General features: G+C 64.8%; 10 protein-coding genes. 7 read left to right on the plus strand and 3 right to left on the minus strand.

The window, feature by feature from the left end:
• Nucleotides 1–15 precede the first annotated feature (15 nt).
• Nucleotides 16–1026 carry a TerC family protein gene (locus HU772_RS10005; RefSeq protein WP_186661939.1) on the minus strand — a complete coding sequence of 337 codons (1011 nt, stop codon included), beginning with the start codon at nt 1024–1026 and terminating at the stop codon, nt 16–18.
• Nucleotides 1027–1335: 309 nt separating this feature from the next.
• Between HU772_RS10005 and HU772_RS10010 the strand changes: the two genes are divergently transcribed.
• The 7 genes from HU772_RS10010 to cysG all read left to right on the plus strand — a co-directional run bounded on the left by HU772_RS10010 (nt 1336) and on the right by cysG (nt 11403).
• Complete coding sequence (locus HU772_RS10010; protein ID WP_225923121.1) at nt 1336–3558, plus strand: TonB-dependent siderophore receptor; 2223 nt, start codon at nt 1336–1338, stop codon at nt 3556–3558.
• 329 nt (nt 3559–3887) lie between these two features.
• Nucleotides 3888–6305, plus strand: a complete 2418-nt coding sequence (gene ftsK / locus HU772_RS10015) for a DNA translocase FtsK (RefSeq protein WP_186661938.1) — start codon at nt 3888–3890, stop codon at nt 6303–6305.
• 62 nt (nt 6306–6367) lie between these two features.
• Nucleotides 6368–6991 carry an outer membrane lipoprotein periplasmic chaperone LolA gene (gene lolA / locus HU772_RS10020; RefSeq protein WP_186661937.1) on the plus strand — a complete coding sequence of 208 codons (624 nt, stop codon included), beginning with the start codon at nt 6368–6370 and terminating at the stop codon, nt 6989–6991.
• Between the two features lie 12 nt (nt 6992–7003).
• Nucleotides 7004–8329 carry a replication-associated recombination protein A gene (locus tag HU772_RS10025; RefSeq protein ID WP_186661936.1) on the plus strand — a complete coding sequence of 442 codons (1326 nt, stop codon included), beginning with the start codon at nt 7004–7006 and terminating at the stop codon, nt 8327–8329.
• Nucleotides 8326–8700 carry a fluoride efflux transporter CrcB gene (gene crcB, locus HU772_RS10030; protein WP_186661935.1) on the plus strand — a complete coding sequence of 125 codons (375 nt, stop codon included), beginning with the start codon at nt 8326–8328 and terminating at the stop codon, nt 8698–8700. The genes HU772_RS10025 and crcB overlap by 4 nt, the downstream gene beginning before the upstream one ends.
• Before the next feature lie 30 nt (nt 8701–8730).
• Nucleotides 8731–10011, plus strand: a complete 1281-nt coding sequence (gene serS / locus HU772_RS10035) for a serine--tRNA ligase (RefSeq protein ID WP_186661934.1) — start codon at nt 8731–8733, stop codon at nt 10009–10011.
• Nucleotides 10012–11403 (plus strand): siroheme synthase CysG, encoded by a 1392-nt coding sequence (gene cysG / locus HU772_RS10040; RefSeq protein ID WP_186661933.1) that lies wholly within the window; start codon nt 10012–10014, stop codon nt 11401–11403. It abuts the gene before it with no gap.
• Between the two features lie 119 nt (nt 11404–11522).
• On the opposite strand, the gene HU772_RS10045 is transcribed toward cysG, so the two are convergent.
• Together HU772_RS10045 and HU772_RS10050 are read right to left on the minus strand one after the other, a co-directional pair.
• Entirely contained in the window at nt 11523–12482 is a 960-nt protein-coding gene (locus HU772_RS10045) for a glutathione S-transferase family protein (RefSeq protein ID WP_186661932.1), read from the minus strand.
• A gap of 103 nt (nt 12483–12585) precedes the next feature.
• The gene (locus HU772_RS10050) at nt 12586–13560 is read right to left on the minus strand and encodes a glycosyl transferase family protein (protein WP_186661962.1); all 975 of its coding nucleotides are present in this window, start codon (nt 13558–13560) and stop codon (nt 12586–12588) included.
• Between the last annotated feature and the right edge of the window lie 2 nt (nt 13561–13562).

The raw sequence follows: 13562 nt of genomic DNA on the forward strand, positions 1-13562 counted from the left end.
TCATCAAATACCTGTCTAACGCCCAGCTTCATCGACATCGGCGTGATCCGCCTTCTTGTCACGGGTGCGCAGCAACGACAGCAATACCCCACCCAGCAACAGACCGAACGTCACCCCCAGCGACACCCCCGCCGGCACCTTGCCCACCAGCCCGTGCCAGAAGATCTTGCAGCCGATGAATATCAGCACCATGGCCAGCGCGTACTTGAGGTAGACGAACCGGTGCATCAGCGCGGCCAGGGCGAAATACAGCGAGCGCAGGCCGAGGATGGCGAAGATGTTCGAGGTATAGACGATGAACGGGTCCTGGGTAATGGCAAAGATCGCCGGCACGCTGTCGACGGCGAACACCAGGTCGGCCAGCTCGATCAACACCAGGGCCAGGAACAGCGGCGTGGCATAGCGGATGGCTCGGTCTGCGCCGGGCGGGGTGAGCTGCACGAAGAAGTGACGGCCGTGCAGTTGGTCGGTGACGCGCATGTGCCGACGCACGAAACGCAGTACCGGGTTGTTGGCCAGGTCCGGATGGCTGTCGTCCTTGCTCAGCGCCATCTTCACCCCGGTGAACAGCAGGAAGGCGCCGAACAGATACAGCACCCAGGCAAAGTGCTGCACCAGCGCGGCGCCCACGCCGATCATGATGGCCCGCAGCACCACCACCCCGAGGATGCCCCAGAACAGCACGCGGTGCTGGTAGCGGCGGGGGATGGCGAAGAAGCTGAAGATCATCGCCATGACGAACACGTTGTCCATCGACAACGACTGTTCGACCAGGAACCCGGTGTAGAACTCCAGCGCCGACTGCGCACCCAGCTCGAGCCATACCCAGACCCCGAACAGTACGCCGACACTGAAGTAGCCGGCATACAGCAGCAGGCTCTCGCGCATTTCGATCTCGCGGTCCTGGCGGTGCAGCACGCCCAGGTCCAGGACCAGCAAGCCAACGACGATGACGATGAATACCAGCCACAACCAGGTGCTGGTGCCGAGGAAAGGTGTGAAGAGGAATGTCTGCAGAGCTGTCATGAGCCCCTCCTTGAATGTCGACGTTGCATGGCAACAGTGATCCGACATGGCGGCGCACGCCGTCAGAGGGGCCCGGTATCACATGGGCTTGAGCCTAGTCGTGAATGCCCGGGTTGCCGAATGGCGAGGTGTTACAGTTTTTTGCGCAAAAAACAATATTAAGAATCATTTGCGGTTGAAAGTGAGTTGCGACAACCCTAGGATGCGCTGCAACCGTCGACAGAACGGGCGTGCCAATTGGCGCGCTAGCACAGCAACCACGAAAACCGGTGATCAGCGCCACTTACAAACGAGCAGGGAACGTCCACCGTGCATCAACCGCAACTTCCGCGCACGACCCTTGGGGCAGGGAATGCCATCACCGTACCTCAGCGTCACCCCTTGGCCTTGGCCGTGTTGGCCAGCAGCCTGGCAGTCAGCGCCAGCCTGGCCTGGGCAGGCGATACCCAACCGCTCGAGCTGGGCGCCACCGCTGTCACCGACACGGCGCTGGGCGAGATCACCGAGGGCAGCGGCGCCTACACCGGCGGTGCCACCCGCACGGCCACGCGCATGGCCCTGTCGCCGCGGGAGACACCGCAGTCGGTGAGCGTGATCACCCGCCAGCAGATGGACGACCAGCACCTGACCGACATCGGCAAGGTGCTGGGCAAGACGCCAGGCGTCACGGTCAGCAAGCTCGACAGCAACCGCACCAGCTTCCGGGTACGCGGTTTCGAGATCGACAACTTTCAGGTCGACGGCATCCCCAGCGCCTTCCGCTTTTCCAATGGCGTCGACCGCACCGACATGGTCATTTTCGACCGGGTCGAAGTGCTCAGGGGCGCCACCGGCCTGCTCAGCGGCTTCGGCAGCCCGGCCGCGACGGTCAACCTGGTGCGCAAGCGGCCAACCCATGCGCTTGCCGGCTATGTGTCGCTGGGCGCTGGCAGTTGGGACACCTACCGCGGCGAGTTCGACATCGGCGGCCCGTTGACCGCCGACGGCGGCGTGCGCGGGCGTATGGTCGTGGCTCATGAGGATGGCCATTCGTTCATGGACAACCTGGCCGACAAGAAGCAGGTGATGTATGGCATCGTTGAGTTCGACCTGAGCGACGACACCCTGCTCAGCGTGGGCCTGAGCCGCCAGGGCAACCGCCCCGAAGCCACCTCGTGGGGGCCGTCGACGCCGCTGCTGGACAGCAACGGCAATCGCTTTCGCATGTCGCGCTCGTACAATCCGGGCGCCAAGTGGAGCCAGTGGGACAATACCGCGGACAACCTGTTCGTCACCCTTGAGCAGCGTCTGGCCAACGACTGGACATTCAAGGCGTCGGCCACGCGCAGTGAAAACGACGCACCCATGCGCCTGGGCTCGGCGACCAATGGTTATCCGCACCCGCTGAGTGGTGATGGCATCACTGTGTGGCTTGGGCGCTACCGCTACCAGACCGACCAGAGCGCCTACGATCTCTATGCCACCGGGCCGTTGCAAATGCTCGGGCGCGAGCATGAACTGGTGGTGGGCCTGTCGCACCGGGATCTGCGCACCCACGAGGACCACTGGCCGATGCGTTTCGGCAGCGCCAACATCTATCAATGGCGCGGCGACTATCCCGAGCCCGACTGGGGGCCGCTCAGCGCCAAGGTCGACACGCGGGTGCAGGAGGATGCCGCGTACCTGACCGGCCGTTTCAAGCCCAGTGACGCCTTGTCGCTGATCCTTGGAGGTCGCGTGTCCAACTGGCAGCTCGACAGCTCCCGGCTCGACACCGCCAGTGGCCGGCGCACCAAGACCCAGGGCCTGGAAGAGAACGGCGTGGTGGTGCCCTATGCCGGCGTGGTCTACGACCTGGATGACACCTGGTCGGTGTACGGCAGCTACACCAGCATCTTCAAACCCCACGAAAGCCAGCAGGATGCCAGTGGCAAGATGATCGAGCCGGAGGAGGGCGATGCCTACGAGCTGGGGCTCAAGGCCGGGTTCTTCGACGGGCGCCTGAATGCCAGCCTGGCCGTGTTCGAAGTGCGCCAGGACAACCTTGCGGAGTTCGTGCGTACCGATCCGCTCAGCAATCGTGGCGTCTACCGGTCGATCAAGGGCGCCAAGAGCCGTGGCTTCGAGCTGGAGCTGGCGGGCGAACTGACTGCCGACTGGCAGGTGCAGGGTGGCTTTACCCACCGCATCACCCGGGATGGCGAGGGCGACAAGATCGCTACCATCGAGCCGGAGAACCTGTTGCGCCTGTCCAGTACCTATCGCCTGCCGGGCGTCTGGAACAAGCTGACCCTAGGTGGGGCGGCCAACTGGCAAAGCAAGATCTGGAAGGACATCAGCAGCCCGTTGCCGGGTCAGACCGATCGCTATACCCAGTCGAGCTACCTGACCCTGGATGCCATGGCTCGCTACCAGGTTACCGAGCAGCTCTCGGTGTCCTTCAATGGCAACAACCTGGCCGACAAGCGGTATTTCAACAACCTGGGCTTCTATAACGGTGGCTATTATGGGGATCCACGCAATTTCATGCTGACCACCCGTTACGCGTTCTGAGTAAAACCCGCAGGCGCCAGCAAGGCTGGCGCCTGCGCCGAGCGCGTCAGGGCGTGCGCACAGCCTGTCAATTTTCCACCGCTTTCATCCTCCCACCGGCACCATCTGGCACAATTGCTGTCACACCTGTGCAAAAACACAGCATAAGCCTTTGTCACAAAAGAAAATGCGTGCTCAAATTGCAGCCATGTGAAATCAGCCCCCACTTGAGCCCCATACGGCGTACCGTCATGGCGGCTGGCGGGCAGTAATGTTAAAAGTAGTGGTTCATTGGCCGTTGACCGGCCGATCACTATTGGACGCGCAGCACGCGCAGGAATAGACGCGTTTTGAAGAAATCCACCGCAACTCCAGCTCCCTTGCCTGTGCCCCTGTGGCGGCAGCAGCTGCACTACCGACTCAAGGAAGGTGCGCTGATCGCCGTCGGTGCCCTGTGCCTGTACCTGTGGATGGCCCTGCTGACCTACGACACCTCCGATCCAGGTTTCAGTCACACCAGCAACGCCGACCAGGTGCAGAACGCCGCCGGTCGCGCCGGCGCCTATTTCGCCGACATCCTGTTCATGGTGCTCGGCTACTTCGCCTATATCTTCCCGCTGCTGCTGGCGATCAAGACCTGGCAGATCTTCCGTGAGCGCCACCAGCCCTGGCAGTGGAGCGGTTGGCTGTTCTCCTGGCGGTTGATCGGCCTGGTGTTCCTGGTGCTGTCGGGCGCGGCGCTGGCGCATATCCACTTCCACCCCTCGGCGAGCCTGCCTTTCTCTGCTGGCGGCGCCTTGGGCGAGAGCCTTGGCGACCTGGCGCGCAACCTGCTGAACGTGCAGGGCAGCACGCTGATGTTCATCGCCTTGTTCCTGTTCGGCCTGACCGTGTTCACCGACCTGTCCTGGTTCAAGGTGATGGACGTCACCGGCAAGATCACCCTCGATTTGTTCGAACTGGTGCAGGGCGCGGCCAACCGCTGGTGGGAAGCACGCAACGAGCGCAAGCGCCTGGTGGCGCAACTGCGTGAAGTGGACGAGCAGGTCGACGAAGTGGTCGCCCCGGTGGTGGCCGACAAGCGCGAGCAGGTCAAGGCCCGCGAACGCATCATCGAGCGCGACGAGGCGCTGACCAAGCACATCGCCCAGCGCGAACAGCAGCCGGCCCCGGTGATCAACATGCCGGCCCCGGCGGTCAAGGCGCCGGAGCCGAGCAAGCGGGTGATGAAAGAGAAGCAGGCGCCGTTGTTCGTCGACAGCGCCGTCGAGGGCACGCTGCCGTCGATCTCCATCCTCGACCCGGCCGAGCAGAAGAAGGTCGAGTACTCGCCTGAGTCCCTGGCCGCCGTCGGTCACCTGCTGGAAATCAAGCTCAAGGAATTCGGCGTCGAGGTCTCGGTCGACTCGATCCACCCTGGCCCGGTGATCACCCGTTACGAGATCCAGCCGGCCGCGGGCGTCAAGGTCAGCCGTATCGCCAACCTGGCCAAGGACCTGGCGCGTTCGCTGGCGGTGACCAGTGTGCGTGTTGTCGAGGTCATCCCCGGCAAGACCACCGTGGGTATCGAGATTCCCAACGAGAACCGCCAGATGGTGCGCTTCTCCGAGGTGCTGTCGTCGCCGCAGTTCGACGAGAACAAGTCGCCGGTGACCCTGGCCCTGGGCCATGACATCGGCGGCAAGCCGGTGATCACCGACCTGGCCAAGATGCCGCACTTGCTGGTGGCCGGTACCACCGGTTCCGGTAAGTCGGTGGGCGTGAACGCGATGATCCTGTCGATCCTGTTCAAGTCGGGTCCGGAAGACGCCCGGTTGATCATGATCGACCCGAAGATGCTCGAACTGTCGATCTACGAGGGCATCCCGCACTTGCTGTGCCCGGTGGTCACCGACATGAAGGACGCCGCTAACGCCCTGCGCTGGAGCGTCGCCGAGATGGAGCGCCGTTACAAGCTGATGGCGGCCATGGGCGTGCGCAACCTGGCGGGCTTCAACCGCAAGATCAAGGACGCGCAAGAGGCCGGCGAGATCATCCACGACCCGCTGTACCGTCGCGAGAGCATGGATGACGAGCCACCGGCGCTGAAAACCCTGCCGACCATCGTGGTGGTGGTCGACGAATTCGCCGACATGATGATGATCGTCGGCAAGAAGGTCGAAGAACTGATCGCCCGTATCGCCCAGAAGGCCCGTGCCGCGGGTATCCACCTGATCCTCGCCACCCAGCGGCCGTCGGTCGACGTGATCACCGGCCTGATCAAGGCCAACATCCCGACGCGCATGGCGTTCCAGGTGTCGAGCAAGATCGACTCGCGGACCATCATCGACCAGGGTGGCGCCGAACAGTTGCTGGGCCACGGTGACATGCTGTACATGCCGCCAGGCACCAGCCTGCCGATCCGTGTGCACGGCGCGTTCGTCTCCGACGACGAGGTGCACCGTACGGTCGAGGCGTGGAAGCTGCGCGGTGCGCCGGACTACAACGACGACATCCTCAACGGCGTCGAAGAGGCCGGCAGCGGCTTCGACGGTGGCGGCGGCGGTGGCGATGGCGAGGATTCCGAGAGCGACGCCTTGTACGATGAAGCCGTCCAGTTCGTGCTCGAAAGCCGTCGCGCGTCGATCTCGGCGGTGCAGCGCAAGCTGAAGATCGGCTACAACCGCGCCGCGCGGATGATCGAGGCGATGGAGATGGCCGGCGTGGTCACGCCGATGAACAGCAACGGTTCGCGGGAAGTGATTGCCCCGGGCGGCCCACGCGATTGATGATCACCTCGCCGGGCGCCAACGGTGGCGCCCGGCCTATTCAATGCTCAATGAGGATTCCCATGCGCGCGATTCGCATGCTGTTGGTTTCTGCCCTGGCCGCGGCCAGCCTGTCGGCCCAGGCCGGCGAACAGGACGTCCAGCGCCTGACCCAGTTGCTGGAAAAGTCGCAGACCATCGAAGCCAATTTCTCCCAGCTGACCCTGGACGCCAGCGGCACCAGCCTGCAGGAAGCCAACGGCAAGATGACCGTCAAGCGCCCGGGCCTGTTCTACTGGCACACCGATGCGCCCCAGGAGCAGGTGGTGGTGTCCGATGGCAAGAACGTCACCCTGTGGGACCCGGACCTGGAGCAGGCGACCATCAAGAAGCTCGATGTGCGTCTGAACCAGACCCCAGCGCTGCTGTTGTCCGGTGATGTATCGAAGATCAGCCAGAGCTTCGACATCACCTCCAAGGAGCAGGGCGAGGTGATGGACTTCACCTTGAAGCCCAAGACCAAGGACACCCTGTTCGACTCGCTGCGCGTGTCGTTCCGCAAGGGCCTGATCAATGACATGCAACTGGTCGACAGCGTCGGCCAGCGCACCAATATCCTGTTCAATGGCGTCAAGGCCAACCAGGCGGTGCCGGACAGCCAGTTCAAGTTCGACATCCCCAAGGGCGCGGACGTCATCAAGGAGTAAGCGGAGCCTGTGATGGACCTGTTTCGTAGCGAACCTGTCGCCCAGCCCCTGGCCGCTCGCCTGCGCCCGTCCAACCTGGACGAGTACGTCGGCCAGGAGCACCTGCTGGCGCGCGGCAAGCCGCTGCGCGAGGCGCTGGAGCAGGGCGCGCTGCACTCGATGATCTTCTGGGGCCCGCCCGGGGTCGGCAAGACCACCCTGGCGCGGCTGCTGGCACAGTTCTGCGACGCCCACTTCGAGACGGTGTCGGCGGTGCTGGCCGGGGTCAAGGAGATCCGCCAGGCGGTCGAGGTGGCCAAGCAGCAGGCCGGCCAGTATGGCCGGCGCACCATCCTCTTCGTCGATGAAGTGCACCGCTTCAACAAGTCGCAACAGGACGCCTTCCTGCCCTTTGTCGAGGACGGCACGCTGATCTTCATCGGCGCCACCACCGAGAACCCTTCGTTCGAGCTGAACAACGCCTTGCTCTCGCGGGCGCGGGTCTATGTGCTCAAGAGCCTGGACGAAACCGCCCTGCGCAAGCTGGTGGACCGCGCCCTCAGCGAGGAACGCGGCCTGGGCGCGCGCCACCTGCGGGTAGGCGACGACGCTTTCAAGATGCTCATGGCCGCCGCCGATGGCGATGGCCGGCGCATGCTCAACTTCCTCGAGAACGCCTCGGACCTGGCCGAAGATGGCGGCGAAATCGGCGTCGAGCTGCTGCAGAGCCTGCTCGGCGATAGCCGCCGGCGCTTCGACAAGGGTGGCGAGGCCTTCTACGACCAGATCTCGGCACTGCACAAATCGGTGCGCGGCTCCAATCCCGATGCTGCGTTGTACTGGTACGCGCGCATGCTCGATGGCGGCTGCGACCCGCTGTACATCGCCCGGCGCGTGGTGCGCATGGCCAGCGAAGACATCGGCAATGCCGACCCGCGGGCCCTGAGCCTGTGCCTGGCGGCCTGGGACGTGCAGGAGCGCCTGGGTAGCCCCGAAGGCGAGCTGGCGGTGGCCCAGGCCATCACCTACATCGCCAGCGCGCCAAAGAGCAACGCGGTGTACATGGGCTTCAAGGCGGCGATGCGCGAGGCGGCCGAGCACGGTTCGCTGGAGGTGCCGCTGCACCTGCGCAACGCGCCGACCAAGCTGATGAAGCAACTGGGCTACGGCGAGGAGTATCGCTATGCCCACGACGAGCCGGACGCCTACGCCGCCGGCGAAGACTACTTCCCCGAACAACTCGAACCGCGCCACTACTATCAGCCCGTGCCACGGGGCCTGGAGCTGAAGATTGGCGAAAAGCTCAAGCACCTGGCCGAGCTTGACCGCAGCAGCCCCCGCCAGCGGAGAAAACCGTGATCGCACTCATCGCCGCGGTCAGCGCCGGCGGTATCGCCGGCACGCTGTTGCGCTTCGCCGCCGCCAACTGGGTCGTTGCCCACTGGCCACGGCACTTCTATCTCGGTACGCTGGCGGTCAACCTGGTCGGCTGCCTGTTGATCGGCGTGCTGTATGGATTGTTCCTGCACAAGCCCCTGGCGCCGGTCGAGCTGCGCGCCGGGCTGATAGTGGGCTTCCTCGGCGGGCTGACGACTTTTTCTTCCTTCTCGCTCGACACCGTGCGCCTGATGGAAAGCGGGCAGGCCCCGCTGGCTATCGGCTACGCCGGGATCAGCGTGGTGGGCGGGCTGCTCGCGACCTGGGCCGGCCTTGCCCTGACCCGATTCTGAACCAACACCTACACATAACGAGAGAACGATATGCTCGATTCCAAACTGTTACGCGGCCAACTTCAGGAAGTGGCGGATCGCCTGGCCTCCCGTGGCTTCAGCCTGGATGTCGCGCGCATCGAATCACTGGAAGAGCGCCGCAAGGCGGTGCAGACCCGCACCGAACAGCTGCAGGCCGAGCGTAATGCCCGCTCCAAGTCCATTGGCCAGGCCAAGGCCAAGGGTGAGGACATCGCCCCGTTGATGGCCGATGTCGAGCGCATGGCCGGCGAGCTGGCCGCGGGCAAGACCGAGCTGGACGCCATCCAGGCCGAGCTGGACGCCATCCTGCTGACCCTTCCCAACCTGCCGGACGCCAGCGTGCCGGTCGGCGCCAGTGAAGACGACAACGTCGAAGTGCGCCGCTGGGGCACGCCGCAGGCCTTCGACTTCGAGATCAAGGACCACGTCGCCCTGGGCGAGATCAGCGGTGGCCTGGACTTCGAGGCCGCGGCCAAGCTGTCCGGCGCCCGCTTCGCCGTGCTGCGCGGCCCGATCGCCCGCCTGCACCGCGCCCTGGCGCAGTTCATGATCAACCTGCACACCGGCGAACACGGCTACGAAGAGCACTACACCCCGTACCTGGTGCAGGCCCCGGCCCTGCAGGGCACTGGCCAGCTGCCGAAGTTCGAGGAAGACCTGTTCAAGATCAGCCGCGAAGGCGAGGCCGACTTCTACCTGATCCCGACCGCCGAAGTGTCGCTGACCAACCTGGTGGCGGGCGAGATCCTCGATGCCAAGCAGCTGCCGCTCAAGCTGGTCGCCCACACCCCGTGCTTCCGCAGCGAAGCCGGCGCATCGGGGCGTGACACCCGTGGCATGATCCGCCAGCACCAGTTCGACAAGGTCGAGATGGTCCAGGTGGTCGAGCCGTCCAAGTCGATGGAAGCGCTGGAAGGCCTCACCGCCAACGCCGAGCGCGTCCTGCAACTGCTGGAACTGCCGTATCGGGTGCTGGCCCTGTGCACCGGTGACATGGGCTTCGGCGCGGTGAAGACCTACGACCTGGAAGTGTGGGTACCGAGCCAGGACAAGTACCGTGAAATCAGCTCCTGCTCCAACTGCGGCGACTTCCAGGCGCGCCGCATGCAGGCCCGCTGGCGCAACCCGGAAACCGGCAAGCCGGAACTGGTGCACACCCTCAACGGTTCCGGCCTGGCCGTGGGCCGCACCTTGGTGGCGGTGCTGGAGAACTACCAGCAGGCTGACGGTTCGATCCGTGTGCCGCAGGTGCTGAAGCCATACATGGGCGGCGTCGAGGTCATCCGTTAAATGGATTACCTGCCGCTGTTCCACAAGCTGCAGGGCGGCCGGGTGCTGGTCGTCGGCGGCGGCGAGATCGCCTTGCGCAAGGCGCGCCTGCTGGCCGATGCCGGCGCCGCACTGCGGGTGGTGGCGCCGGACGTCGACGGCCAGTTGGCCGCGCTGGCCCGTGAAGGCGGCGGCGAAGTCCTGGTGCGTGGTTACCAGCCGGCCGACCTGGAGGGCTGCCGTCTGGTGATCGCGGCCACCGACGACCCCGGGCTCAATGCCCAGGTTTCGGTGGACGCGCAGGCGCGCAGCCTGCCGGTCAATGTGGTGGACGCGCCGGCCCTGTGCACGGTGATCTTCCCGGCCATCGTCGACCGTTCACCCTTGGTGGTGGCGGTGTCCAGTGGCGGCGACGCCCCGGTGCTGGCGCGCTTGATCCGCGCCAGGCTGGAGGCCTGGATTCCTTCGGCCTACGGCGAACTGGCCGGCTTGGCCGCGCGCTTTCGCGACAAGGTCAAGGCCTTGTACCCGGATGTCAACCAGCGCCGCGGCTTCTGGGAGACCGTGTTCCAGGGCCCGATCGCCGAGCGCCAGCTGGCCGGGCAGGGTGGCGAGGCCGAGCGCCTGCTGCAGGCGATGGTCGATGGCGCCCCGGTGCAGCAGGGTGGCGAGGTGTATCTGGTCGGTGCCGGCCCCGGTGATCCGGACCTGCTGACCTTCCGCGCCTTGCGCCTGATGCAACAGGCCGACGTGGTGCTGTACGACCGCCTGGTGGCCCCGGCCATCATCGAGATGTGCCGGCGTGACGCCGAGCGCATCTATGTGGGCAAGCGTCGCGCCGACCATGCCGTGCCGCAGGACAAGATCAACCGCCTGCTGGTCGACCTGGCTCGTCAGGGCAAGCGCGTGCTGCGGCTCAAGGGTGGCGATCCGTTCATCTTTGGGCGCGGTGGCGAGGAAATCGAAGAGCTGGCCGACGAAGGTATACCGTTCCAGGTCGTGCCGGGTATCACCGCGGCCAGTGGTTGCTCGGCCTATGGCGGCATTCCGCTGACTCACCGCGACTATGCCCAGTCGGTGCGCTTCGTCACCGGGCACTTGAAGGACGGCACCAGCAACCTGCCTTGGCATGACCTGGTGGCGCCGGCCCAGACCCTGGTGTTCTACATGGGGCTGGTGGGGCTGCCGACCATCTGCGCCGAGTTGATCCGCCATGGTCGCGCGGCCAGCACGCCTGCGGCGTTGGTGCAGCAAGGCACCACGCGTAACCAGCGGGTGTTCACCGGGACCCTGGCTGATCTGCCTGAGTTGGTGGCGCGCCATGAAGTACATGCGCCGACCTTGGTGATCGTCGGGGAGGTGGTGCAGTTGCGCGACAAGCTGGCGTGGTTTGAAGGGGCGCAAAACAGCTGAAATCGCCGGGGCCGCTTTGCGGCCCTTTCGCGGCACGAGGCCGCCTCTACAGGGATCGCGTACCCCTTGTAGGAGCGGCCTCGTGCCGCGAAAGGGCTGCGAAGCAGCCCCCGGCAATCTCAACCCTGCCAGATCCCTCTGCCCGATAACCGTTCCCGGTCATGCGCCAGGCCAAAGTCCTGCAGCGGCCCCTTGGGCACTATCCCGTTCGGGTTGATGGTCTTGTGGCTCATGTAATAGTGCTTCTGGATATGCTCCATGTTCACCGTGCCGGCCACGCCCGGCCATTGGTAGATCTCGCGCAGCCAGTTGGACAGGTTCGGGTAGTCGCTCAGACGCCGCAGGTTGCACTTGAAGTGCCCGTGGTACACCGCATCGAAGCGCACCAGGGTAGTGAACAGCCGCACATCGGCTTCGGTCAGGTATTCCCCGGCCAGATAACGCTGGCCATCCAGTAGCGCCTCCAACTGATCCAGTTCGTTGAACACCTCGTCGAAGGCCTTTTCGTAGGCGTCTTGCGAAGTGGCAAAACCGGCGCGGTACACACCGTTGTTCACCGCCGGGTAGATGCGTTCGTTGAGCGCGTCGATGGTGGCGCGCAGCGACTCGGGGTACAGGTCCAGGGTATTGCCGGTCAGTTCGTTGAACGCGGTGTTGAAGATGCGGATGATCTCCGCCGACTCATTGTTGACGATGCGCTTTTGCTGTTTGTCCCACAGCACCGGCACGGTCACGCGCCCGGTGTAGTGCGGATCGTCCTGGGTGTAGCGCTGGTGCAGGTACTGCAGTGCGTCGAGGTGATCGCCGCTGGAGCCTTCCTGCTGGTCGAAAGTCCAGCCGTGCTCGCCCATCAGCCAGCTGACCACCGATACGTCGATCAGCGGTTCCAGGCCCTTGATGGCGCGCAGGATCAGCGTGCGGTGGGCCCAGGGGCAGGCCAGCGACACGTACAGGTGGTAGCGGCCGGCCTCGGCGGCGGGCAATGAGTTGCGGCGCTGCGCGCTCTCGCGCTGGAAGGCACCGTCCTTGCTGGTCTGGTACCACTGGTCATGCCAGCGACCATCGATCAAAAGGCCCATCTCGAGCTCCTCGGAACACAATGTTTGTCGTTGGAGCCCAGTCTAGAGCAAGACGTTCGAATAAATAGTGCAAAGAATGCCGCTATCCAATCGATAAAGTAGATTAATTGCGTGCGTGCCAGTAGGCCCTTGCCTGAGTGAAGGCTTGCTCGCGACCCAGGCCAAGGCCGCGCAGCGCCAGGGCCATGGTCGCGACCACGGCCAGTTCGCCATAGCTGTCCTCGGCCTCGCCGCGCCATACCGCCAGCAGGTGCTGCGGTTGCAGGCTGGATGGCTTCACATGGCGCTGGGCGCTGAGGGCGGGCCATTCTTCGTCCCAGGCTGCGCCACCTGCGGCGCCATAGAGGTGGCTGATAACATCGGGGTTGACCTCGATCTCGCCACCGTCGCCCTTGATCACCAGGGCGTTGTCGCCGAGCAGGCGGCTGGCCTCGCGGTGCACAGCCTGGTAGCCGGGGTGGAAGATACTTTGCAGGCCGCAGTGGGCCGCCAGCGGGTTGAGCACCCGCGCCAGCGAGTGGATGGGCGAGCGCAGGCCGAGGGTGTTGCGCAGGTCGATCATGCGTTGCAGCTGCGGAGCCCAGTCCTGCAGCGGGAAAAACGCCAGCCCGTGGTCATCCAGGGCCTGGCTCACCGTAGTCCAATCGCGGCACAGCGGGATGTCCAGCAGAGCAAGCAACTGCTCGCTGTACAGCCGGCCGGCCGTATGGGCGCCGCCGCCATGCATCAGGATGCGCACGTCATTGTTGGCCAGGCACTTGGCGGCCAGCAGGTACCAGGGCAGGTGGCGCTTCTTGCCCGCATAGCTTGGCCAGTCGAGGTCGACGGCAATGCGCGGCGCCTGCAGATGCGCGCGCAGGGCCTCGGTGAAACCGGCCAGCTCTTCGGCGCTTTCTTCCTTGTGGCGCAGCAGCATCAGGAAGGCGCCGAGCTGGGTATCCTCGACCTTGCCTTCGAGCAACAGGGTCATGGCTGCGCGGGCCTCCTCGCGGGTCAGGCCGCGGGCGCCGCGCTTGCCTTTGCCAAGGATGCGCACAAATTCGGCGAAGGGGTGTTCGGCCGGGGTTTCCAGGGTCAGTG

The sequence above is a fragment of the Pseudomonas xantholysinigenes genome (assembly GCF_014268885.2).
GTDB lineage: Bacteria > Pseudomonadota > Gammaproteobacteria > Pseudomonadales > Pseudomonadaceae > Aquipseudomonas > Aquipseudomonas xantholysinigenes.

Bases quoted from the DNA above. Each gene is read 5' to 3' on its own strand.
- HU772_RS10005 (WP_186661939.1), bottom strand. From the start codon at position 1,026: ATGACAGCTCTGCAGACATTCCTCTTCACACCTTTCCTCGGCACCAGC.
- lolA (WP_186661937.1), top strand. From the start codon at position 6,368: ATGCGCGCGATTCGCATGCTGTTGGTTTCTGCCCTGGCCGCGGCCAGC.
- HU772_RS10025 (WP_186661936.1), top strand. From the start codon at position 7,004: ATGGACCTGTTTCGTAGCGAACCTGTCGCCCAGCCCCTGGCCGCTCGC.
- serS (WP_186661934.1), top strand. From the start codon at position 8,731: ATGCTCGATTCCAAACTGTTACGCGGCCAACTTCAGGAAGTGGCGGAT.
- cysG (WP_186661933.1), top strand. From the start codon at position 10,012: ATGGATTACCTGCCGCTGTTCCACAAGCTGCAGGGCGGCCGGGTGCTG.
- HU772_RS10045 (WP_186661932.1), bottom strand. From the start codon at position 12,482: ATGGGCCTTTTGATCGATGGTCGCTGGCATGACCAGTGGTACCAGACC.